This is a genomic window from Streptomyces sp. NPDC026246 (assembly GCF_055567995.1).
Window position 1 is genome coordinate 1 of record NZ_JBVHPJ010000016.1, and the last position, 20,749, is coordinate 20,749.

21 protein-coding genes are annotated in these 20,749 nt (G+C 73.2%); 11 read left to right on the top strand and 10 right to left on the bottom strand.

The genetic code is table 11. From position 1 onward, the window contains the following. Positions 1–285: 285 nt before the first annotated feature. The 3 genes from thpR to ACZ4M5_RS30330 form a co-directional block, all read right to left on the bottom strand. Positions 286–858 carry an RNA 2',3'-cyclic phosphodiesterase gene (gene thpR, locus ACZ4M5_RS30320; RefSeq protein WP_467741520.1) on the bottom strand — a complete coding sequence of 191 codons (573 nt, stop codon included), beginning with the start codon at positions 856–858 and terminating at the stop codon, positions 286–288. Between the two features lie 156 nt (positions 859–1,014). Continuing rightward, positions 1,015–2,388 (bottom strand): MFS transporter, encoded by a 1,374-nt coding sequence (locus ACZ4M5_RS30325; protein ID WP_467741522.1) that lies wholly within the window; start codon positions 2,386–2,388, stop codon positions 1,015–1,017. A gap of 27 nt (positions 2,389–2,415) precedes the next feature. Beyond that, positions 2,416–2,853: a MarR family winged helix-turn-helix transcriptional regulator gene (locus tag ACZ4M5_RS30330; protein ID WP_398110945.1), complete on the bottom strand. Its 438-nt coding sequence runs from the start codon at positions 2,851–2,853 to the stop codon at positions 2,416–2,418. Positions 2,854–3,002: 149 nt separating this feature from the next. Between ACZ4M5_RS30330 and ACZ4M5_RS30335 the strand changes: the two genes are divergently transcribed. Further along, positions 3,003–3,236, top strand: coding sequence for a ribbon-helix-helix protein, CopG family (locus ACZ4M5_RS30335; protein WP_467741525.1), 234 nt, complete (start codon positions 3,003–3,005; stop codon positions 3,234–3,236). Here ACZ4M5_RS30335 and ACZ4M5_RS30340 read toward each other — a convergent pair. Then, complete coding sequence (locus ACZ4M5_RS30340; RefSeq protein ID WP_467741527.1) at positions 3,206–4,657, bottom strand: NCS2 family permease; 1,452 nt, start codon at positions 4,655–4,657, stop codon at positions 3,206–3,208. The genes ACZ4M5_RS30335 and ACZ4M5_RS30340 overlap by 31 nt on opposite strands. Positions 4,658–4,775: 118 nt before the next feature. Between ACZ4M5_RS30340 and ACZ4M5_RS30345 the strand changes: the two genes are divergently transcribed. The 3 genes from ACZ4M5_RS30345 to ACZ4M5_RS30355 all read left to right on the top strand — a co-directional run bounded on the left by ACZ4M5_RS30345 (position 4,776) and on the right by ACZ4M5_RS30355 (position 8,549). Beyond that, positions 4,776–5,051, top strand: a complete 276-nt coding sequence (locus ACZ4M5_RS30345; RefSeq protein WP_467741529.1) for a DUF2530 domain-containing protein — start codon at positions 4,776–4,778, stop codon at positions 5,049–5,051. Positions 5,052–5,176: 125 nt separating this feature from the next. Continuing rightward, a complete protein-coding gene (locus tag ACZ4M5_RS30350) occupies positions 5,177–6,022 on the top strand; it encodes a class I SAM-dependent methyltransferase (RefSeq protein ID WP_467741531.1) in 846 nt (281 codons plus the stop codon). A 133-nt stretch (positions 6,023–6,155) separates the two neighbouring features. Beyond that, entirely contained in the window at positions 6,156–8,549 is a 2,394-nt protein-coding gene (locus ACZ4M5_RS30355) for an HAD-IC family P-type ATPase (protein WP_467741533.1), read from the top strand. Positions 8,550–8,570: 21 nt separating this feature from the next. On the opposite strand, the gene ACZ4M5_RS30360 is transcribed toward ACZ4M5_RS30355, so the two are convergent. From ACZ4M5_RS30360 to ACZ4M5_RS30370, 3 genes are all read right to left on the bottom strand, one after another. Beyond that, positions 8,571–11,735, bottom strand: a complete 3,165-nt coding sequence (locus ACZ4M5_RS30360; RefSeq protein ID WP_467741535.1) for a sacsin N-terminal ATP-binding-like domain-containing protein — start codon at positions 11,733–11,735, stop codon at positions 8,571–8,573. A gap of 88 nt (positions 11,736–11,823) precedes the next feature. Next, positions 11,824–12,030, bottom strand: coding sequence for a DUF397 domain-containing protein (locus ACZ4M5_RS30365; RefSeq protein ID WP_467741537.1), 207 nt, complete (start codon positions 12,028–12,030; stop codon positions 11,824–11,826). After that, positions 12,027–12,905, bottom strand: a complete 879-nt coding sequence (locus ACZ4M5_RS30370; protein ID WP_467741539.1) for a helix-turn-helix domain-containing protein — start codon at positions 12,903–12,905, stop codon at positions 12,027–12,029. Before ACZ4M5_RS30370 ends, ACZ4M5_RS30365 begins: the two co-directional genes overlap by 4 nt. Before the next feature lie 334 nt (positions 12,906–13,239). On the opposite strand from ACZ4M5_RS30370, the gene ACZ4M5_RS30375 reads away from it, so the two are divergent. Both ACZ4M5_RS30375 and ACZ4M5_RS30380 read left to right on the top strand, forming a co-directional pair. Continuing rightward, a complete protein-coding gene (locus ACZ4M5_RS30375) occupies positions 13,240–14,115 on the top strand; it encodes a helix-turn-helix domain-containing protein (protein ID WP_467741541.1) in 876 nt (291 codons plus the stop codon). Positions 14,116–14,148: 33 nt separating this feature from the next. Further along, positions 14,149–14,490, top strand: a complete 342-nt coding sequence (locus ACZ4M5_RS30380; RefSeq protein ID WP_467741543.1) for a hypothetical protein — start codon at positions 14,149–14,151, stop codon at positions 14,488–14,490. Here the strand turns inward: ACZ4M5_RS30380 and ACZ4M5_RS30385 are convergent. Then, entirely contained in the window at positions 14,450–15,376 is a 927-nt protein-coding gene (locus tag ACZ4M5_RS30385) for a DUF3027 domain-containing protein (RefSeq protein ID WP_467741544.1), read from the bottom strand. The two genes, ACZ4M5_RS30380 and ACZ4M5_RS30385, sit on opposite strands and share 41 nt — an antisense overlap. Positions 15,377–15,648: 272 nt before the next feature. Here ACZ4M5_RS30385 and ACZ4M5_RS30390 point away from each other — a divergent pair, with 272 nt between their 5' ends. From ACZ4M5_RS30390 to ACZ4M5_RS30405, 4 genes are all read left to right on the top strand, one after another. After that, a complete protein-coding gene (locus ACZ4M5_RS30390; protein ID WP_467741546.1) occupies positions 15,649–17,079 on the top strand; it encodes an MFS transporter in 1,431 nt (476 codons plus the stop codon). Positions 17,080–17,176: 97 nt separating this feature from the next. Next, positions 17,177–17,650 carry a DUF2771 domain-containing protein gene (locus tag ACZ4M5_RS30395; RefSeq protein ID WP_467741548.1) on the top strand — a complete coding sequence of 158 codons (474 nt, stop codon included), beginning with the start codon at positions 17,177–17,179 and terminating at the stop codon, positions 17,648–17,650. Positions 17,651–17,673: 23 nt separating this feature from the next. Beyond that, positions 17,674–18,339 carry a futalosine hydrolase gene (locus tag ACZ4M5_RS30400; RefSeq protein WP_467741550.1) on the top strand — a complete coding sequence of 222 codons (666 nt, stop codon included), beginning with the start codon at positions 17,674–17,676 and terminating at the stop codon, positions 18,337–18,339. Then, on the top strand, positions 18,329–19,177 hold the full coding sequence (locus tag ACZ4M5_RS30405; protein ID WP_467741552.1) for a 1,4-dihydroxy-6-naphthoate synthase: 849 nt from the start codon (positions 18,329–18,331) through the stop codon (positions 19,175–19,177). Before ACZ4M5_RS30400 ends, ACZ4M5_RS30405 begins: the two co-directional genes overlap by 11 nt. Before the next feature lie 71 nt (positions 19,178–19,248). Here the strand turns inward: ACZ4M5_RS30405 and ACZ4M5_RS30410 are convergent, their stop codons facing one another. After that, entirely contained in the window at positions 19,249–19,632 is a 384-nt protein-coding gene (locus tag ACZ4M5_RS30410; RefSeq protein WP_010035896.1) for a cold-shock protein, read from the bottom strand. 163 nt (positions 19,633–19,795) lie between these two features. Here ACZ4M5_RS30410 and ACZ4M5_RS30415 point away from each other — a divergent pair, with 163 nt between their 5' ends. Next, positions 19,796–20,044 carry a hypothetical protein gene (locus tag ACZ4M5_RS30415; protein ID WP_467741554.1) on the top strand — a complete coding sequence of 83 codons (249 nt, stop codon included), beginning with the start codon at positions 19,796–19,798 and terminating at the stop codon, positions 20,042–20,044. Here ACZ4M5_RS30415 and ACZ4M5_RS30420 read toward each other — a convergent pair. Then, positions 20,023–20,655: an HAD family hydrolase gene (locus ACZ4M5_RS30420; protein WP_467741556.1), complete on the bottom strand. Its 633-nt coding sequence runs from the start codon at positions 20,653–20,655 to the stop codon at positions 20,023–20,025. The two genes, ACZ4M5_RS30415 and ACZ4M5_RS30420, sit on opposite strands and share 22 nt — an antisense overlap. Positions 20,656–20,749: the final 94 nt, after the last annotated feature.

Sequence of the window (20,749 nt, forward strand, 5' to 3'; positions counted from 1 at the left end):
CGCGGTCCCCAGCGGCCCACCCCCCGAGCACACCTCGCCGACCGGACGGAATCTCGCCACGGATCCGGGCCCGCCCCCCGAGACACCCGCCCGGTGCACCCGCCCGGCAGGACGAAGCGGGGACCGCACGCCACGCCACCCACCGGCCCACCACCGGAGGGCAGGCGTCCGCGGTCCCCCGCGGCCTACCTCCCGAGCACGGAGGCCAGGGCGACGACGAGGAACATCAGCACGAGCACACCGGCCATGATCCGGTTGCGGGTCTTCGGGTCCACGCCACCGAGCCTAACGGGCGCCGCCGAGCGCCCAGCGCCCGACCGCCTCGTAACGGGGCTGCTCGCCCGGCACCCCGGACACCGGCAGCCGGCTGCGCACCAGCGCCAGCTCCTCCACGGTCCAGGTCCGGCCGCCGAACGCCGCCAGGGCGTCCACGTAGGGCCGCACGTCCCGCGCCTCCCGGCTGCGCGCCACGGTCAGGTGGGCCCGGTAGCGCCGGTGCTCCCCCATCGGCACTCCCGCCTTCCGCGCCGCCGCCTCGGCCCGCTCGGCCAGCAGCCGCAGCGCGGCCACGTCCTCCCCGGCCCCGGCCCACAGGGCCCTGCCGTGCCCGAACTGGCCCCCGCCCCGCACGGCCAGCGGGAAGGGAGCGGTCCGGTGCGCGGCCCGCTCCAGCCGGGCCGACAGCTCCGGTACGAGCGCGTCGTCGACCTCGCCGTAGAAGGCGAGGGTGAAGTGCCAGCCGGGGCGGCCGGTCCAGCGCATCCGGTCGGCACCGGGAAGGCGCCGCAATCCGTCGACCGCGGAGCCCAGTTCACGCACCACGTCGTCGGGGGGCAGCACGGCCGCGAAGAGTCTCATGGGTCCACGATGGCACCCGGGCCCGCGGGCCCGGGCCGGTCCCGGTCACCGTGCGTATCGTCGTACCGCGCGGCCGGTCCGACCACGGGTACGGCCGAGGGGGAGCGCCGCGATGACCGTCCTTGACGCGACGAGGTCCCCCGGGACCGACCCTCCCTACGCCGCCGGGGCCAGCTGCTCCTGTTCCCGGGGGACGAACCGCACGCGGGGGTGGCCGCCGTGCCAGCCCACCGACAGGCGCAGGTTGCCGACCCGGGCCAGGATCAGGCCGATGACGGCCGCGGCGAGGGCCGCCACCGCGCCTCCGGCGGCCAGGCCGACCCGCGCGCCGTAGGTGTCGGTGATCCAGCCGACGATCGGGGCGCCGACCGGGGAACCGCCGAGGAAGATCATCATGTAGAGGGCCATGACGCGGCCGCGCATGGCCGGGTCGGTGGACATCTGGATCGCGGTGTTCGTCGTGACGTTGACGGTCATGCCGAACAGCCCCAGCGGGACCATGAGCAGGGCGAACATCCACAGCGCCGGGGTCGTCGCCGCGAGCACCTCCAGCGCGCCGAAGGCCATGGCGGCCACGATCAGCAGCCGCAGCCGGGCGGTGCCCCGCCGTGCCGCGAGCAGCGCGCCGGCGACCGAGCCGACGGCCATCAGCGTGTTGAACATGCTGTAGGCGCCCGCACCCGCGTGGAAGACGTCGTCCGCGAAGGCGGAGAGGTAGACGGGGAAGTTGAAGGCGAACGTGCCGACGAAGCCGACCAGGACGATCGGCCAGATCAGCTCGGGGCGGCCGGTGACGTAGCGGACGCCTTCCCGCAGCTGCCCCTTGCCGCGCGGGGCGCGCTCGGCGACGTGCAGGTCGCGGGCGCGCATCAGCAGCAGCCCGGCCAGGGGCGCCACGAAGGACAGGCCGTTGAACAGGAAGGCGTACCCGGTGCCGACGCCGGTGATGAGCAGGCCCGCCACGGCGGGGCCGACCAGGCGGGCGGACTGGAAGTTCGCCGAGTTCAGGCTGACGGCGTTCTGCAGCTGGCCGGGGCCGACCAGCTCGGAGACGAAGGACTGCCGGGCGGGGTTGTCCACGACCGTGGCGAGGCCGACCGCGAAGGCGGCGACGTACACGTGCCACACCTGGACGTGGCCGGTGAGGGTGAGGACGGCCAGGGCGATCGCCGTGAGGCCCATCGCCGTCTGGGTGACGAGCAGCGTGGGCCGCTTGCGCAGCCGGTCGACGAGGACGCCGCCGTACAGGCCGAAGAGCAGCATCGGCAGGAACTGCAGCGCGGTCGTGATGCCGACCGCGGCGGAGGAGCCGGTGAGGCTGAGCACCAGCCAGTCCTGGGCGATGCGCTGCATCCAGGTGCCGATGTTGGAGACGACCTGCCCCAGGAAGAACAGGCGGTAGTTGCGCACCCGGAGGGAGGAGAACATCGAGGACGTGCGGGCGGGCCGGGAGACGGGGGCTTTCGGTGCGGGCGGGGAGTCGTGGGGTTCAGGTGCGGGGGCGGAAGCTGTTCCGGGTCCCGAACTCAAAGGGTTCGCCTCCTTGGCGCATACGGCTTACAGGTGCGCGAGCTTCTCCAGCACGGGGGCGGCGGCGCGCAGTTTCGCCCACTCGTCCTCGTCGAGGTTCTCCGCGAGCGAGGCCAGGAACGCGTTGCGCTTGGCGCGGCTCTCCGCGAGCATCGCCTCGGCCTGCTCGGTGCGGGTGACGACCTTCTGGCGCCGGTCCTCGGGGTGCGGCTCCAGCCGGACCAGGCCCTTGGCCTCCAGCAGCGCCACGATGCGGGTCATCGACGGCGGCTGGACGTGCTCCTTGCGGGCGAGCTCGCCCGGCGTCGCCCGGCCGCACAGGGACAGGGTGCCCAGCACCGACATCTCGGTGGGGCTGAGCGACTCGTCGACCCGCTGGTGCTTGAGACGACGGGACAGCCGCATCACGGCGGAGCGGAGGGAGTTCACGGCGGCTACGTCGTCGCCATGGCTGAGGTCCGGCATGTTCGTTAGTCTAACTCATTACTCTCGCTAAGGACCACCGGTAACACACCTCTCCGGCCGTGACCCCCGCCACTGCCCTGCGAGATCACTCGTTCGAGTGACGCGGTGGCGGAACCGGACACACCGCCCCGAACGGTGCCGCGACCCTCATGGTCATGGGGACCAGTGTGCTCAGCCTGCGAATAGACCACGACCTGCTCGAACGGCTCCGGCACCATGCCGCGAAAAGAGGAATGAGCGTCCAGGACTATGTCGTCCGGACGCTCATTCGGGATGACTTCGACCAGCGGTTCCAGGCCGCGGTCGAGGAGACGGAGCGGTTCTACGGTTCACCCGGCTCCGAGGACGGCGATCAGGTCAGACCCAGCGCCGGCATCAGGTAGTAGAAGGCGAAGACCGCCGCCACCGCGTACATGGCCGGCGGCACCTCGCGGCCCCGGCCCACCGCGAGCCGCAGCACCACGAAGGTGATGAAGCCCATGCCGATGCCGTTGGTGATCGAGTAGGTGAACGGCATCATCAGCATCGTCACGAAGGCCGGCGCGGCGATCGTGTAGTCCGCCCAGTCGATCTCCTTCACCGACCCGGCCAGGATCAGGAAGCCCACCGCGACCAGGGCGGGGGTCGCCGCCTGGGACGGGACCATCGTGGCGATCGGCGTCAGGAACAGCGCGACGGCGAAGAGAGCGCCGGTGACGACGTTGGCCAGGCCCGTCCGGGCGCCCTCGCCGACCCCGGCCGTGGACTCGACGAAGGCGGTCGTCGCCGACGAGGAGCTGGCACCGCCCGCGGCGACCGCGAGACCGTCGACGAACAGCACCTTGTTGATGCCGGGCATCTGCCCCTCGCCGTCGGTCAGCTTCGCCTCGTCGGAGACGCCCATGATGGTGCCCATCGCGTCGAAGAAGCACGACAGCAGCACGGTGAAGACGAACAGCACACCGGTCAGCACACCGACCTTGTCGAAGCCGCCGAACAGGCTGACCTGGCCGATCAGCCCGAAGTCGGGGCTGGCGACGGGGTTGCCGGGCCACTTGGGCGTGGTCAGGCCCCAGCTCGGCACCTTCGCCACCGCGTTGATGACCACCGCGACGACCGTCATGGCGACGATCGAGATCAGGATCGCGCCCGAGACCTTGCGCACGATCAGCGCCAGGGTCAGCAGGACGCCCAGCACGAAGACCAGGACGGGCCAGCCGTCGAGGTGCCCGGTGGCGCCCAGCTGCAGCGGGACGGTGGTCTGGGCGGCGTCGGGGATCCGGGAGACGAAGCCCGCGTCCACCAGGCCGATCAGCAGGATGAACAGGCCGATACCGATGGAGATCGCCTTGCGCAGCCCGAAGGGGACGGCGTTCATCACGCGCTCGCGCAGGCCCGTGGCGACCAGCAGCATCACGACGAAGCCGGCCAGGACGACCATGCCCATCGCGTCCGGCCAGGACATGCGCGGGGCGAGCTGGAGGGCGACGACCGAGTTCACGCCGAGACCGGCGGCGAGCGCGATCGGGACGTTGCCGACGACACCCATGAGCAGCGTGGTGAACGCCGCGGTCAGGGCCGTGGCGGTGACCAGCTGCCCGTTGTCCAGCTGGTGGCCGTACATGTCCTTCGCGCTGCCGAGGATGATCGGGTTCAGCACGATGATGTAGGCCATCGCGAAGAAGGTGGCGAGACCGCCGCGGATCTCGCGGGGCAGGGTGCTGCCCCGCTCGGAGATCCGGAAGAAGCGGTCGAGTGCGCCGTACGTGGGCCCGGCTCCCGGCTGATCAGGGGCGGGGACCTTGGCGGGAGCCGAGGAGGACATGTATTTGGTGGTTCCTACGAAGAGAAGTGGTCAAACGCAAACCGTTTCAGTATGAACATATGAGGCCCGGCTCGGCCATCTCCGCGCGTAGACCTGATCGCCTCGTAAGCTGTCCCCCATGGCGAAGTGGACCCCCCGACACGAGGCGCCGGAGCCCCTGGAGGGCCCCGTGGTCGCCACCATCACCGGCGGCACGATTCTGTGGTTCGTCCTCTTCCTGGCGCAGCTGCCCTTCTACCGCTGGTTCGACGACCACGGCCACACCTGGTGGGTGTGGACCTGCCTGGCCGGTGGCGGGCTCGGCCTCATCGGCATCTGGTACGTCCGCAGGCGGGACGCCGCCATCAAGCGCTCGGCGTCCGGTGGGGAAGCCCCCGCGCCCCCGGCCGGATAGGGACCTTCCCGTCCCGCTCCTCGGGGAGACACTCCCCCGGCTCGTCCCTACGCTCGGAGGAGGCGGCCGGGCGTGCCCGAGACCGTCGGTGCGACACCGCCGCCCGACCGGTGAGGAGCGCAGCCATGACGACGCAGAACAGCACGGCCGACGTCGACCGTGCGCTGAAGGCCAAGCACCGCGCGATGTGGGCCCAGGGCGACTACCCGTCCCTGGCCGCCGAGATCATTCCCGAGCTCGGGGCGATCCTGGTCGAGGCGTGCGGGGTGGGCCCCGGGCAGCGGGTGCTGGACGTCGGGGCCGGGTCCGGCAACGCCGCGATCCCCGCGGCCCTGGCCGGCGCGGACGTGGTCGCCTCCGACCTGACCCCCGAGCTGTTCGGGGCCGGGCGGCGGGTGGCCGAGCGGCAGGGCGCGCGGCTCACCTGGCAGGAGGCCGACGCCGAGGCCCTGCCGTTCGGCGACGCGGAGTTCGACACCGTGCTGTCCTGCGTCGGCGTGATGTTCGCCCCGCACCACGAGCGGTCCGCCGGTGAACTCGTGCGGGTCTGCCGCCCCGGCGGCACCATCGGCCTGCTGAGCTGGACGCCCCAGGGGTTCATCGGGCGGATGTTCGCCGCGATGAAGCCCTACGCGCCGCCGCCCCCGCCGGGCGCGCAGCCGCCCCCGCTGTGGGGCGACGAGGAGCATGTGCGCGGCCTCCTCGGCGACCGGGTCACGGACGTGCGCGCCGAGCGCCGGACGGTCCGGGTCGACCGCTTCACCACACCGGAGGCGTTCCGCGACTACTTCAAGGAGCGCTACGGCCCCACCATCACCGTCTACAAGAACCTCGCCGGCGAGCCCGACCGCGCCGCCGCCCTCGACCGGGACCTGGTCGCCCTGGCCCGCGACGGCGGCCTGGCGGCGGGGCAGTACGGGACGGCGCTGCAATGGGAGTACCTGCTGCTCACCGCCCGCCGGTCCGGCTGAGGCCGGGCGGCGGCACCGCGGTCGGACGGCGTACAACTGCCGTACGACCACGGCACGAAGCCGGTCCTTCCCAGGTCGGATCTTCGCCGCATTCGGCGGGTGAAGCGGCAAAACCGCACGTACCGTCGAAGGCATGACGCATCTCGACGCGGGTGCCCGGACCGACTCCGCACAGCCGGGGACGATCACCTCACGCGAGACGGGGCTGACCGGCGCCCAGGTCGCCGAACGTGTGCGGCGCGGGCAGGTCAACGACGTGCCGGTGCGCAGCAGCCGGTCGGTCGCCGACATCGTCCGGGCGAACGTCTTCACCCGCTTCAACGCGATCATCGGCGTGCTGTGGCTGATCATGCTGGTCGTCGCACCGATCCAGGACAGCCTGTTCGGGTTCGTGATCCTCGCCAACACCGGCATCGGCATCGTGCAGGAGTGGCGGGCGAAGAAGACCCTGGACTCGCTCGCGGTGATCGGTGAGGCGCGGCCGACCGTGCGCCGGGACGGGACCGCCGCGCAGGTCCACACCTCCGAGATCGTCCTGGACGACCTGATCGAGATCGGCCCGGGCGACAAGGTCGTCGTGGACGGGGTGTGCGCCGAGGCCGACGGGCTGGAGATCGACGAGTCGCTGCTCACCGGCGAGGCCGACCCGGTCGTCAAGCAGCCCGGCGACCCGGTGATGTCCGGCAGTTTCGTGGTCGCGGGCGGCGGGGCGTTCCAGGCCACGAAGGTCGGCCGGGAGGCGTACGCGGCGCAGCTCGCGGAGGAGGCCTCCCGGTTCACGCTCGTCCAGTCCGAGCTGCGGTCGGGCATCTCCACGATCCTGAAGTACGTCACCTGGATGATGGTCCCGACCGCGATCGGCCTGATCGTCAGCCAGCTGGTGGTGAAGGAGAACGCCTTCGACGACTCCGTCGCCCGCACGGTCGGCGGCATCGTCCCGATGGTCCCCGAGGGTCTGGTCCTGCTCACCTCGGTCGCCTTCGCCATCGGCGTGATCCGGCTGGGCCGCAAGCAGTGCCTGGTCCAGGAGCTGCCCGCGATCGAGGGCCTGGCCCGGGTCGACACCGTCTGCCTGGACAAGACCGGCACCCTCACCGAGGGCGGCATGGACGTCACCGGGATGCGCCCGCTGCGGGGCGCGGACGAGACGTACGTCCGGAAGGTGCTCGGTGCCCTCGGCGCGTCCGACCCGCGGCCCAACGCCTCCCTGAAGGCGATCATCGACGCGTACCCGGCGGTGGCGGACTGGCCCTGCACCGAGGCGCTGCCGTTCTCCTCGGCCCGCAAGTACAGCGGTGCCGCCTTCGACGAGGGCGGCGGGCGGACCTCGCGGTGGCTGCTGGGCGCGCCGGACGTGCTGCTGGCGGACGACGACCCGGCGCTCGCGGAGACCGGCCGGCTCAACGAGCAGGGCCTGCGGGTGCTGCTGCTCGTCCGGGTCGCCCGGGACCTCGGCGACCCCGGCGTGACCGAGGACGCCGAGCCCACCGCCCTGGTCGTGCTGGAGCAGCGGCTGCGGCCGGACGCGGCCGACACCCTGCGCTACTTCGCCGACCAGGACGTGCGGGCCAAGGTCATCTCGGGCGACAACGCGGTCTCGGTCGGCGCGGTCGCCGCCAAGCTGGGGCTGTCCGGGACCACCGTGGACGCGCGGCGGCTGCCCGCCGACCAGGACGGCATGGCGGACGCGGTCGACGACGGCACGGTGTTCGGCCGGGTCACCCCGCAGCAGAAGCGGAACATGGTCGGGGCGCTCCAGTCGCGCGGGCACACCGTCGCGATGACGGGCGACGGCGTCAACGACGTGCTCGCCCTCAAGGACGCCGACATCGGCGTGGCGATGGGCTCCGGCTCGGAGGCGACCCGGGCGGTCGCGCAGATCGTGCTGCTGAACAACAGCTTCGCGACCCTGCCGTCGGTGGTCGCCGAGGGCCGCCGGGTGATCGGCAACATCACGCGGGTGGCGACGCTGTTCCTCGTCAAGACGGTGTACTCGGTGCTGCTGGCGGTCCTGGTGGTGTGCTCGCAGGTGGAGTACCCGTTCCTGCCCCGTCATCTGACGCTGCTGTCGACGCTGACGATCGGCGTCCCGGCGTTCTTCCTGGCGCTCGCGCCCAACAAGGAGCGCGCGCGGCCGAACTTCGTCCGGCGGGTCATGCGGTACGCGATCCCCGGCGGGGTGGTCGCGGCGGTGGCCACCTTCGCCACGTACCTCCTCGCCCGGGGGCACTACGCGGGGCCGGGCGCGCTGGACGCGGAGACCAGCGCGGCGACGCTGACGCTGTTCCTCGTGTCGATGTGGGTGCTGGCGATCATCGCCCGCCCCTACACCTGGTGGCGGATCGCGCTGGTCGCCGCGATGGGCGGGGCGTTCCTGCTGGTGCTGGTCGTGCCGTGGCTGCAGCACTTCTTCGCGCTGAAGCTGGTGGGGATGACGATGCCGTGGACCGCCGTCGCCGTCGCGGCGGTGGCGGCGGCCGCCCTGGAGCTCCTGTGGAGATGGGTGGACCGCCGCTTCCCCGCGTGAGTCAGACCGAGCGTGAGTGGCTCAGTCGAACCACCGGTCACGAGCCAGTTCCTCGGTGCGGGACGGGTCCTCCAGGAGGGCTGCCACCTCGAAGCGGCGGGGCCACTGGCCCGCCGCCCAGGCGAGTCCCGCGGCGACGCCCTCCAGGGTGGCCGCGTGCAGCACCCCGTCGTCGGTCAGCCGCCAGTCGATCTCCACGCCGTCCACGACGAGTTCGTCGTGCTCGACGTAGGAGGCGGGGGTCCGCGCCCCGAGCAGCGTCCGCACCGGCTCCGGCACCTCGTGCCCGGCACCCTCGGAGGTGACCTGGCCGGTGACGGACTCGCTGAGCCGCCGCACCTGGAACAGCTCCGCCAGCTCCGCGGCCCGGGCCGGGCGCACGGGCAGCAGGGGCACGCCCCTGGTGAACGGCAGCAGGTCGGGCGAGTCGCAGACCACCGCGTCGGCCGCGTCCACGACCTCCACCCGGCCGTCGACGACCGCGCGCAGATCGTCCGGCAGCGTCACCTGGTCCGGGTCCAGTTCGGCCAGCGCCCCGTACAGCGCGTGCAGTTGCGCGGCCGTCACCTCCCGCTCCGGGTCGGCCAGCCGGTCGAGCAGTTCGGCGGCGCCGCCGGGCTCGTCCAGCAGCGCGGCGACTGACGTCCGCACCCCCAGCGCCCGCAGCACCTGCTCGTCGTCGAAGCCGGTGGCGTCGGCCTCGTCGTACAGGCCACGCAGCAGCCGGTCCCCTCCGGCGGAGCGCAGACCCGCCGGGCGGCGGCCGTCCAGCACGGGGTTCCCGCGCAGCCACCAGGCGGTGTACGGCCGGACGGCCTCGTGCGTCCCGTCGTGCAGCAGGATCCGCACGGGCTGCACCAGGGCGTCCCGCAGCGGCGGCCGGGACAGCAGCGCCAGCGCCTGCGGCCACTTGTCCTCGTCGACCAGGTCCAGGTCCCGCACCGCGACGATCTCGGTCGCCACCGGCGGCACCGGGCTGTCGGGGAACCGGTCGAGCACGTCCTCGCACCACACGTCGACGGCGTCCAGCAGCCCCGGGTCGTCCGGCTCCGCGAAGTCACCCTCGCGCGGCTCCAGTTCGTCCGGGTCGAGGACGACGTCGGTGGCGCGGACCAGCGCGAAGTCCACCAGCACCCCGCACGCGGCCAGCGGCTGCTCCCCCCACCGGGATGCCAGCTCCGCGTCCGCGAAGGCCAGTTCGCCCTCCCGCATGACCTGGGCGAACGGCCCGCCCGGGTAGACCAGTTCGCACGCCGGGGCCGGTTCGCCGTCCTCGTCGGGCAGGGCGAGCGCGCCGAGCCAGGGCTCCTCGCCGGGCTCCAGGCCGGCGTCCCGGACGAGACCGAGCACGGTGTCGGCCAGCTCCTCGGCGTCGAGGACGTCGTCCTCCCAGTTGACCCCGCCCTCGTCGTCCAGGGAGGCGGCGACGGCGGCCCTCACCTGCGGGGTGGTGAGGACGGCCCGCGGGGTGGCGGGCAGGGCGCCCAGCTTCTCCAGGATCGGGTGCACGGCGTCCGGGTGGGCGACCTTCAGCCCCAGCCGGGCCAGGACCTCCGGGTCGATCCGGGCGGTCTCCGGCCCGGGCAGCAGCACCTGCCGCGGCCCGATCGTCGTCCGCCCCGCCCCTCTGCCGGACGCCTCGGGGTCACCCCCGGCCAGCGGCACGGGCAGTCCCGACAGCCGGTCCGGGTCGACCCCGGCGAGGCTGTCGTAGAGCCGCCGCCACCAGCCCGGCTCCTTCTCCAGCCCGGCCAGCCGGTCGATCGCGTCGGTGAGCGGGACCCGGGCGACGCCGAGGGTGCGCAGCTCGGCGCGGCGTTCCAGCCCGGCGGGCAGCAGCGTGGGCAGCACCTCGGCGAGGACCCGCACGGCGTCCGCGCCCGCGCCCTCGACGACCTCGGCGTCCCGCGGCCGCAGGGACTCGGGCAGGTCGTCGCCCTCCCGGGGAGGGAGCGCGGGCGGGAGGAACGCGGTGCGCGGAAGCCGCTGGAGGACGGCGTGGCGCAGGGCGCCGTCCAGTTCGCCCTTGCCGAGCGGGCCGGGCACCAGGTCGATGACGCCGGTGGACACCGGGCGCCAGGCGGCGAGGAGTTCGGCGTAGGCGTCGGCGGCACGCTCGACCAGGAAGTCGGTCAGCGGGCCGGGGGCGGCGTGGCGGCGCGTGGAGTCCAGCGGGAAGGACGCGATGAGCAGGGCGGGGACGCCGAGCGGCTCGTCGCTGGGCGTGGGGGCGTGCACCACGGCGCTGGTGCGCGGCCGGGCGGGGCCGCCGTCCCCGTCGACGGGCACGGCCCAGGTGACCGACCAGTGCGGCCGCAGCCGTTCCTCGACGGGCCGGTCGGCGAGCAGGCCCGGGTCGAGGGGGCCGTGGGCGGCGGCGATGCGCCAATGGGTGACGCCGTCGCGGGAGTCGTCGACGACGGTGAAGGGGCCGTCGGTGCGGCGGGTGAGGGTGCGCGCAGCCTCGTCGCCGATCTCGACGACGACCTCCTCCAGCCCGGGCAGGGCGAGCAGCAGCGCGTCGTCGACGGCCCGCAGCAGCCGCTCGGCGAGATCGGCGGCGGCCGCGTCGCGCAAGGGCAGGATGACGGCCGTGTCGTACGGGTCGGGCGCGGTGCCCTCGGCGGCGAACGGCAGCCGCAGCAGCGGGACGTGGCCGTCGCGCCGGCGGACCTCGTCGCCGAGACCGGGGCTGTGCCGGGCCGTGTCCGCGGCCAGGTCCCTGGCCTCGGCGAGGGACCAGCGCACCCCGCCGTGCCGGCCGACGACGGCGGGCTCGTCGGTGACGGACAGCACGGCGGCGAAGCCGACGCCGAACCGCCCGACGGAGGGAGTGTCGCGTTTGGCGGACGCCCGCAGCGTGGACAGCGACTCCACGCCCGTCGCGTCCAGCGGGGCGCCGGTGTTGGCGGCGACGAGCACTCCGTCGCGCAGCGTCAGCCGCAGCCGCCCGGCGGCCCCGGCGCGGGCCGCGGCGTCGGCGGCGTTCTGGGCGAGTTCGACGACGAGCCGGTCCCGGTAGCCGCCCAGGACCAGGTCCTCCTCGGCGTTGGCGTCCTCACGGAACCGGGCCGGACTGGTGGCCCAGGCGTCGAGGACACCGCGCCGCAGCCGGGCCGTGCCGAAGGGGTCGGCACCCTCGGCGGCGGGGCGCACGAACTTGCTGCTCACGTTGACTCTCCTCATCGGCCCTGATCGGCGTGAGGTCGAAGGTACCGCTCCCCGGCGGGGCGGTGAGACGGCCATGAGCGGCGCGGGCCCGGTGCGCCGGGCGTCAGCCCCGGGAGGCGTACGGCACGAACGCCGCCCACGTGCCCGGGGTGAAGCTGATGCGGGGGCCTTCGGCGTCCTTGGAGTCACGGACGTGGACGGTGCCGGGGGTGAGGGCGAGTTCGACGCACGACTCACCGTTGTTGCCACTGCTGTAGCTGCTCTTGAACCACGCCGGCTCGCAGGCCCCGGCAGTGATCTCGCGGATCATCTTTCTCCCAGCAGTTGCTCGATTAGGGTCAGCGACTCCCGCGGCGAGAGCGCCTGGGCTCGGATCGTCCCATACTGCAGTTCAAGGATGCGCAGGTGTTTGGGGTCCGACGTCGGCCGTCCGCTGAGCTCGCCATCGGCGCGGCCGACAGCCGTCCCGTCCGCGAATTTCAGCAGCTCGATCGTGCCGTCGGTCCCGGAGTGGGTCTCACAGTTCATCGGCATCACCTGGAGCACGACGTTGTGCAACCGCCCCACCTCCAGCAGGCGTTCGAGCTGCCGACGCCACACCATTGTGCCTCCGATGGGCCGACGCACCACCCCCTCTTCCAGGACGAAGCTGAGTGCCGGGGCCGGATCGCGCTCGAAAACGGCTCGCCGTGCGATGCGTGCGGCCACCATGCGCTCCACGTCGTCCGGAGAGTAGGGCGGCTGTGCCGCGCCGATGACAGCTCGCGCGTGTTCCGGCGTCTGCAGCAAGCCATTGATGCTGTTGGACTGGTACACCGCGATCTCGACCGCTCGCGCTTCCAGCTTCCCCAGCGCACGAACCTTCTGCGGATACCGGACCTTTTTCACGTCCTCCCAGGCCGCCGCGAGGAGTCCGCCCGCGCCCAGAACCTCGTCCGCCTTGTCCAGGAACTCCTGGCGGGGGATCCGCTTGCCGCCCTCGATCTTGTAGACCATGTCCTCGCCGTAGCCGACCACCCGGCCGAACTCGGCGGCCCGCATCCCCGCCGCCTCACGCCGCAGCTTCAGCTGCCTGCCGACGGTGGTGATGACCGCCACGCCCCACTCGTCGTCCGGGTCGACCTCCCAACCCGGCTCGTCCGCCTCGCTCTTGAGCCGACCCGCCCCCGCCTCGACCGCCGTCATGCCGCACCTCTCCCTCGGATGAACACCCCAAGTGACCATAGACGCACACGGGGTGACGGCATGCCGGTTGCCGGAACCCGCGTTCACGGACTCCGGTGCCGTCGGCGCCTTCCAGGACAAGAACGTGGGGAGAAAGCACCCCACCAAGCCCCACCCTTTCCCGCCCGGGGCCGCGCGCTCACTCGGGCGGGTGAACATCACCGGCTGAGCTGGATTTTCGCTCCCCCGGCACCTCTACGCTCAGCGCACACAACCGAAAAAAACTTCGGCCCCCGCCGGGACGGCAATCCCAGTGCGAGGGCCTGACCACCAAGGAAGCAAAGGCCCTTCCCCGATGGATACCCAAAACCCTAGCGCGCCCTCGCGCGCCCGGTCAGCCGCCGAGCGCAATTCGACCCGTTCGCGTCACCGCACGGGCGGCGTCGTCCACGAGAACACCCGCCACACCACCCGCTTCGTGGTGATCGGCAACCACCTCGCCCAGCACGAGGAGTTGTCGCTCCTGGCGATCGGGCTGGGCTGCCACATCCAGTCGCTGCCCGCCGGGACACCCGTGGACATCAAGAGCCTGGCCGCCCGGTTCACGGAGGGCACCACGCGGATCGCCGCCGCCCTGCGCGAACTGGAAGCCCACGGCTACCTCCGCCGCGAACGCGTCCGCACCCCCAGCGGCCGCATCGTCACCCGCACCATCTCCTGCAACCAGCCGGGCCACCGGCGACAGCCGGCCGAGCCTGACTGCCCCGACCCGCGGCCCCGGCCGGAACCGTCGCGACGGCCCCGGCCCCCCAAGGCCCTCCCCGCCGTCCCCCGGCCGACCCCCGCCGCAGCCACCGCGCTGCACCAGCAGGCCGCCGACCTCCTCACCGGCCTGCGCCGGTCCGATGCCCGCCTGCTGCTCTCCGCGGCGGACACCGCCCATCTGGCCCCCGGCGTCGTGGCCTGGCTGGAGCGCGACGTCACACCCACGGCCGTACGCCACGCCCTGACCGCCGGCCTCCCGGACGGGCCCCTGCGCCGCGCCGCGGCCCTCCTCGCGCACCGCCTCACGGCCCGGCTGCCCGCCCCGCCCCCGTACACCGCCCAGGCCGCCCCACCCGCGCCGCGCCACCCGCTGCGCTCCTGCGAGACCTGCGAGCGCGCCTTCCGCGCCCCCGCGACCGAGAGCCACTGCCGCGCCTGCCGCACGCACGCATTCCCCATCCATTGAGCAGGAGACGACCACCGCGATGTTCACGCCCCGGTGCCCGCCCTGCGGGCCGCCCTCGCCGTCGTGGATCCGCAGCGCCTGCCCGAGATGCAGCGGACGAAGGACGAGGCATTCGCCAAGGCCGTGGAGTGGCAGTCCCTCAGCCCGGTGCGGGGATGGGTCCTTGCCTGGGCTCGGGACATCGAGATCGCCCGCCGCCCGGACCTGGCGGCAGCTGGGCCTGGGAATACGCGTTCGGCGCAGAGGAAGCCGCGCGCACCGCCCCACCGTCCAGATCAGTTACCTCGGGCTCTGAGAGGAGACCGGCCGCACCGCCGCCGGCCTCCCCGGCGGGCTACGAGTGGCCGAGGTCGGCCGAGGGGTCGTCGGCCATGACCGGGACCGAGCCGGAGTCCGGGGCCGGGCGGAGCGGGAAGGGGTCCACGCGGGTCTCGTCGACGACCGGCGGGGCCGGCTGCGGCGGGCGGGGCATGACGGCGGCCTCGGAGTGGCCGCCGCAGCCGTAGGCGAGGGAGACCAGCCGGCCGTCGGCCGGGGAGAACTCGTTGGCGCAGGCGCCGAAGGCCTGGCCGAGGGAGCCGCCGATGGGCACCAGGAAGCCGCAGCTGACGCAGGACGCGGGGGCCGACTGGGCCATGGGGGTCTTGGCGCCGAACGCCTCCTCCCAGCGGTCGGCCGCGGTGTGCAGCCCGTAGCGGGACAGCACCCGGGCGCGGCGCATGCCCAGTTCCTCCGCGACGGCGGCGATGGAACCGCGCGAGGGGATGAGCGGGAGGCGGGCGGGCCCGTCCCCGGTGACGTCGGCGTCCTCCGCCTCCACCAGGTCGGCCATCTCGTGGGAGACCGCGGAGTTGGGCGGCGGCTCCTCCTCGCCGGAGTAGCCGGGCTCCAGGCGCAGGTCCTCGGCGTCCGTGGGGAGCAGGTCGCCCGGGCCCATGTCGCCCGGCCGCAGCCGCTCGCTCCACGGCACCCATTCGGGCGCCAGCACCGCGTCCGGCCCGGGCAGCAGGACCGCCTCGTCCACCGTGACGACCTTCGCCCGGGACGCCCGGGCCACGGTCACGGCCCAGCGCCAGCCCCGGTAGCCCAGTTCCCGGCACTCGAAGAAGTGCGTGACAACGCGGTCCCCCTCGGAGACCGTCCCCACGTGCTCGCCGACGATGCCCGGCGCGGCGGCCTCCTCGGCGGCGGCGCGGGCGAGGTCGACGGCCTCGGCGCACAGACGGTCAGGGGTGCGGCTTCGCGTTGTCGCTGCGCTCACAGGTATCGCTTCTCTCCATACGCCGTCTCACGAGTGCGCCACTCCCGGCGCGGGGACGGACGGAGCGGACCGGGGGACCGCGTCGACGTCCTTCATCCATTCTGCGGGATGGCTGAGATACGCACGCTACCCTTCCGCCCCACTTCGCGTACACCGACGGTCCTGATACCCACCGGACCGGTCATCACCGATCGCCCCCGGACAGTCACCCCAGAGGCCCTATACAAGCGGTAATGGCACTAGCCACAGCCTTATCGGGGCACTATGACGACGTGGCAGCCGCGAAGACGCCCCAGGGCGCCACCGGGACCGGTGGGTCGAAAGGGGTCAAGGGAACCAGCCGACCGCACGCGCCGGGCCGTCGGGGCCCCTTCCGCGCGTTCGGGCGCGCCCTGCACTTTCCGTTCACCGGAACCGCCCGCGGCATCCGCAAGGCCACGCACGCGCACGGCGCCGGCGAGTCCGGCCTCGGCAAGCTGATCGAACTGCACGGGGTGAACGGCGCCGGCGACGTCATGATCACCGTGGCCCTCGCCTCGACGGTGTTCTTCTCCGTGCCGACCGACGAGGCGCGCGGGCGCGTCGCGCTCTACCTCGCCATCACGATGGCGCCCTTCACCCTCCTCGCCCCGGTCATCGGCCCCCTCCTGGACCGCATCCCGCACGGCCGCCGCGCCGCGATGGCCGGGGCGATGTTCGCCCGGGCGCTGCTCGCGATCGTGCTGTCCGGCGCCGTCGCCAGCGGCAGCCTGGAGATGTACCCGGCGGCGCTCGGCGTTCTCGTCGCCTCGAAGGCGTACGGCGTGGTCAGAAGCGCCGTGGTGCCGCGGCTGCTGCCGCCGCGCTTCTCCCTGGTGAAGGCCAACTCGCGGGTCACCCTGGGCGGCCTCCTCGCCACCGGCATCGCCGCGCCCATCGGCGCGGGGCTCCAGCAGATCGGCCCGCGCTGGCCGCTCTACGGCGCCTTCCTGATCTTCGTCGCGGGAACGTTCCTGTCGTTCACGCTGCCGCCGAAGGTCGACTCCGCCAAGGGCGAGGACCGCGCCCTGCTGGCCGCGGACGAGCAGCACCTGCACGGGCCGCACCGCCGGCCGGTCAAGCGCCCCGGGCTGCGGACGGTCGGGCCGGCCGTCACCCACGCCCTGGCCGTCAACGCCTCCATCCGCTGCCTCACCGGGTTCCTGATCTTCTTCCTGGCCTTCCTGCTGCGCGAGCACCCGATCTCCGGCCAGAGCGCCGCCGTGTCGCTGGGGATAGTGGGCGTCGCCGCGGGCGCGGGCAACGCGCTCGGGACGGCCGTCGGGGCGTGGCTGCGCTCGCGGGCGCCGGAGATCATCATCGTGACGGTGGTGGCGTGCGTGCTGGGCGCGGCGATCACGGCCGCGGTGTTCTTCGGGGCGATCCTCGTCGCCGTGCTGGCCGCGATCGCGGGCTTCGCCCAGGCGCTGGCCAAACTGTCGCTGGACGCGCTGATCCAGCGCGACGTGCCCGAACTGGTCCGCACCTCGGCCTTCGCCCGCTCCGAGACGCTGCTGCAGATGTCCTGGGTGCTGGGCGGGGCGATCGGCATCGTCATGCCGCTCAACGGCACGGCGGGCCTCGCGGTGGGCGCGGCGATCGTGGGCACCGGCTGGCTGGCGACCGCCCGCGGCCTGATCGACTCGGCCCGCCGCGGAGGCACGGGCCGCGCCCGCGTGGCCTAGCCGACCGGGCACCGGGCGGAGCCGGGGCGGTGGGGTGGGGCGGGCGCGCCGGACCCCGCGTGGGCGGTGTGACCGGCGGGCCCGATAGCCTTCGCCCATGAACACGTTGCAATCCGCTGTGCGACGCCGCCGCGCCGTCGCCGCCGCCGGCGTCGTATCCGCCGGACTGCTCGTCCTGTCGGCCTGTGACAAGCCGACGTCGATGGCCACGCTGACCGTGGGCAGCGACTCGGTGAGCTCCGAGGCCACCTGCGGCGGCGAGGGCAAGTCCCTGAAGACCTCCGCGCTCACCCAGTGCCTGAAGGACAAGGGCATCAAGAGCATCTCCGTCGACCCCGACGAGACCGTCCGGTTCGGCGTCGACCCGGAGATCGCCGACGAGGGCTGGACGATCCTGATGAACGGTCAGCCGCTGACCGAGGCCAGCAAGAAGACCTACCGCACGATCCCGGGCAGCGTGTTCTTCAACGCCCAGTACGGCGCGCAGGGCAACTCGACGCTGGTGTCCATCAAGGCAGGCGAGAAGGACACCCAGGGACTCTGGAACTTCAAGCTCAAGAAGGACGCCTGATCGCTGCCGCTGAGCCCCGTCGGGTGCTGGTCGCCACCGCTGTTCCCGTGGAGCGGGACGCGGTGGCCGCGGGCCTTCACGGCAGCGGCAACGGCAGCGGCACGGACGTGATCGCCGCCGGGGTCGGGCCCGCGCTCGCCGCGGCCTCGACCGCCTCGGCCCTCACCGCCGCCGCCCTGCGCGGCACCCCGTACGGCCTCGTCGTCTCCGCCGGGATCGGCGGCGGGTTCCTGCCCGCGGCGCCCCCGGGGTCGCTCGTGATCGCCGACGAGATCGTCGCGGCCGACCTGGGCGCGCAGACCGAGGACGGGTTCCTGTCGGTCACCGAGCTGGGCTTCGGCACGGTCCGGCACGAGCCGCCCGCCGCCCTGGTGCGGCAGGCCGCCGACGCCACCGGCGCCCGGGCCGGCGCCGTACTGACCGTGTCGACCGTGACCGGCACCGCCGCCCGGGCCGTGGCGCTGCGCGAGCGGCACCCCACCGCCCTCGCCGAGGCGATGGAGGGTTTCGGCGTCGCCGAGGCCGCCGCCGCACAGGGGGTGCCGGTGCTGGAGATCCGGGCGATCTCCAATCCCGTCGGACCGCGCGACCGCGCCGCCTGGCGCATCCCCGACGCCCTGACGGCCCTCACCGAGGCGTTCGGGAAGCTCGCGCCCGTACTGGAGAGTTGGAACCAGCATGACCGTTGAGCAGCTGCAGATCGCGTACTCCCCCTGCCCGAACGACACCTTCGTCTTCGACGCCCTGGCCCACGGCCGCGTCCCCGGCGCCCCCGTGCTGGACGTGACCTTCGCCGACATCGACATCACCAACGGCATGGCCGAACGCGGCGAGCACGACGTGCTGAAGGTGTCCTACGCCGTCCTGCCCTACGTGCTGGACGACTACGCCCTGCTGCCGTGCGGCGGCGCGCTGGGACGCGGCTGCGGGCCGCTGGTGCTCACGCGGGAGGCGGGCGTCGACCTCACGGGGCGGACCGTGGCGGTGCCCAGCGAGACGTCGACCGCCTACCTGCTGTTCCGGCTGTGGGCCGCGGACACCCTGGACGGCGGGGTCGGCGAGATCGTCGTCATGCCGTTCCACGAGATCATGCCGGCCGTGCGGGACGGCAAGGTCGACGCGGGGCTCGTGATCCACGAGGCGCGCTTCACCTACCGCACCTACGGGCTGCACAAGCTCGCCGACATGGGCGAGCACTGGGAGCGCACCACCGGCCTGCCGATCCCGCTCGGCGCGATCATCGCCCGCCGGTCGCTGGGCGAGGAGAGGCTGCGGCTGCTCGCCGACGCGGTCCGGGCGTCCGTGCGGGCCGCCTGGGACGACCCGGAGGCGTCCCGGCCGTACGTCATGGAGCACGCCCAGGAGATGGACCCGGCCGTCGCCGACCAGCACATCGGGCTGTACGTCAACGAGTTCACCGCCGATCTCGGCGAGGACGGCTACGCGGCCGTGCGCGGGCTGCTGACCCGCGCGGCGGCCGAGGGGCTCGTCCCGCCCCTCGGCCCGGACGCGCTGCGGTTCCCCTGAGCCGCGGCGGGCTCGCCACATCCAACCGGTCGTCAGGCGGCCGACCGGTCGTCAGACGGGCCGACCGGTCGTCAGACGTCCAGCTGGTCGGCGACCGCGCGCAGCAGTCCGGCGATCTTCTTGCCGGCGGTCTTCTCCGGGTAGCGGCCGCGCTCCAGCATCGGCGTGATGTTCTCCAGGAGCGTGGTGAGGTCCTGGACGATCGAGGCCAGCTCGTCCGGCTTCTTGCGGGTCGCCGCCGCGACGGACGGGGTCGGGTCCAGGATCGTCAACGACAGCGCCTGGTCGCCGCGCTGTCCGGCGACGACGCCGAACTCCACGCGCTGGCCCGGCTTGAGCGTCTCGACTCCGGCGGGGAGGACCGAGGAATGGACGAAGACGTCACCGCCGTCGTCGCGGGAGAGAAAGCCGAAGCCCTTCTCACTGTTGAACCACTTGACCTTGCCGGTGGGCACGTCTGTCCTCGTCCTCGTACTCGTCGGAAAACTGCTTCTGAAACGGCTCTGGATAGCACTCGGGCGGGTCGTACGACCCGCCGGTACCAAGGCTAATGGTCTTGCAGCCGGTGACAAGACGTCACCCGGGCTGTTCCCTCGCGCTGGGAACTACCCTGGTCGGGTGCGTGACAAAACCCAAACGAATTCCGCCGCTCCCGGCGACCGCCTGGTCCGTACCGGAGCCGTCGTCTTCTTCATCGGCGCCGTGGCCACTCTGGTCACCGTCGCCCCGTTGTTCCTCGGAACGACGCCCTTTCCGACGTACATGTTCGGATTGAGCATGCTCATGGCGGTCGGTTTCCTGATGGCCGGAGCGGGAGTGCTGCGATCCGTGGCGGCCGGGCGGCGTCAGGCGCGCGCGGGACGGTAGTCCGAAATCCACCGCGGGAATTCGGTCAGGTCGCCGAGCACCACGTCCGCGCCCGCCGCGCGCAGTTCCTCCGGGGAGCAGGGGCCGGTGGCCACCGCGACCGAGAGCGCGCCGGCCGTGCGGGCCCCGCGGACGTCCCCGACGTGGTCCCCGACGTAGACGCCGGCCTCGTGCTCGCGCAGGGCCTCCGCCTTCTGCTCGGCCCACAGGTCGCCGATGACGGCGTCGGGCTCGATGCCCAAGTGGGCGAGGTGCAGCTTGGCGTTGGGCTCGTACTTGGCGGTGACGACGATCGCCCGTCCCCCGGCCTCGCGCACGGCGGCGATGGCCTCGCGGGCGCCGGGCAGCGCGAGGGTCGGCTCGACGGCGAAGGCCGGGTACATCTCGCGGTACACGTCCGCCATGGCCGGCACCTCCTCGGCCGGGAACCAGTTGATCAGCTCCTCGACCAGCGGCGGTCCGAGCCGGGTGACCGCGAGGTCGGCGTCGATGTACACACCCGTCCGCTCCGACAGCGCCCGGTAGCAGGCCCGGATGCCGGGCCGGGAGTCGATGAGGGTCATGTCGAGATCGAAGCCGACGGTGAGCGCGGGCGAGGTGGTGGCAGCCATATGGGCCATTGTGCCCGGGCGCCGTCGACGCCGGCCCGGAGCCTCTGACGGCCCTGGGCCGCAAGGGCCGGCGACCGCCTTTGCGGAGGGAGGC

What these genes read in the sequence shown, in the direction of transcription:
- thpR (WP_467741520.1), bottom strand. Translation starts at nt 858, where the DNA reads ATGAGACTCTTCGCGGCCGTGCTGCCCCCCGACGACGTGGTGCGTGAA.
- ACZ4M5_RS30330 (WP_398110945.1), bottom strand. Translation starts at nt 2,853, where the DNA reads ATGCCGGACCTCAGCCATGGCGACGACGTAGCCGCCGTGAACTCCCTC.
- ACZ4M5_RS30335 (WP_467741525.1), top strand. Translation starts at nt 3,003, where the DNA reads ATGGTCATGGGGACCAGTGTGCTCAGCCTGCGAATAGACCACGACCTG.
- ACZ4M5_RS30340 (WP_467741527.1), bottom strand. Translation starts at nt 4,657, where the DNA reads ATGTCCTCCTCGGCTCCCGCCAAGGTCCCCGCCCCTGATCAGCCGGGA.
- ACZ4M5_RS30345 (WP_467741529.1), top strand. Translation starts at nt 4,776, where the DNA reads ATGGCGAAGTGGACCCCCCGACACGAGGCGCCGGAGCCCCTGGAGGGC.
- ACZ4M5_RS30350 (WP_467741531.1), top strand. Translation starts at nt 5,177, where the DNA reads ATGACGACGCAGAACAGCACGGCCGACGTCGACCGTGCGCTGAAGGCC.
- ACZ4M5_RS30355 (WP_467741533.1), top strand. Translation starts at nt 6,156, where the DNA reads ATGACGCATCTCGACGCGGGTGCCCGGACCGACTCCGCACAGCCGGGG.
- ACZ4M5_RS30360 (WP_467741535.1), bottom strand. Translation starts at nt 11,735, where the DNA reads ATGAGGAGAGTCAACGTGAGCAGCAAGTTCGTGCGCCCCGCCGCCGAG.
- ACZ4M5_RS30365 (WP_467741537.1), bottom strand. Translation starts at nt 12,030, where the DNA reads ATGATCCGCGAGATCACTGCCGGGGCCTGCGAGCCGGCGTGGTTCAAG.
- ACZ4M5_RS30370 (WP_467741539.1), bottom strand. Translation starts at nt 12,905, where the DNA reads ATGACGGCGGTCGAGGCGGGGGCGGGTCGGCTCAAGAGCGAGGCGGAC.
- ACZ4M5_RS30375 (WP_467741541.1), top strand. Translation starts at nt 13,240, where the DNA reads ATGGATACCCAAAACCCTAGCGCGCCCTCGCGCGCCCGGTCAGCCGCC.
- ACZ4M5_RS30395 (WP_467741548.1), top strand. Translation starts at nt 17,177, where the DNA reads ATGAACACGTTGCAATCCGCTGTGCGACGCCGCCGCGCCGTCGCCGCC.
- ACZ4M5_RS30405 (WP_467741552.1), top strand. Translation starts at nt 18,329, where the DNA reads ATGACCGTTGAGCAGCTGCAGATCGCGTACTCCCCCTGCCCGAACGAC.
- ACZ4M5_RS30420 (WP_467741556.1), bottom strand. Translation starts at nt 20,655, where the DNA reads ATGGCTGCCACCACCTCGCCCGCGCTCACCGTCGGCTTCGATCTCGAC.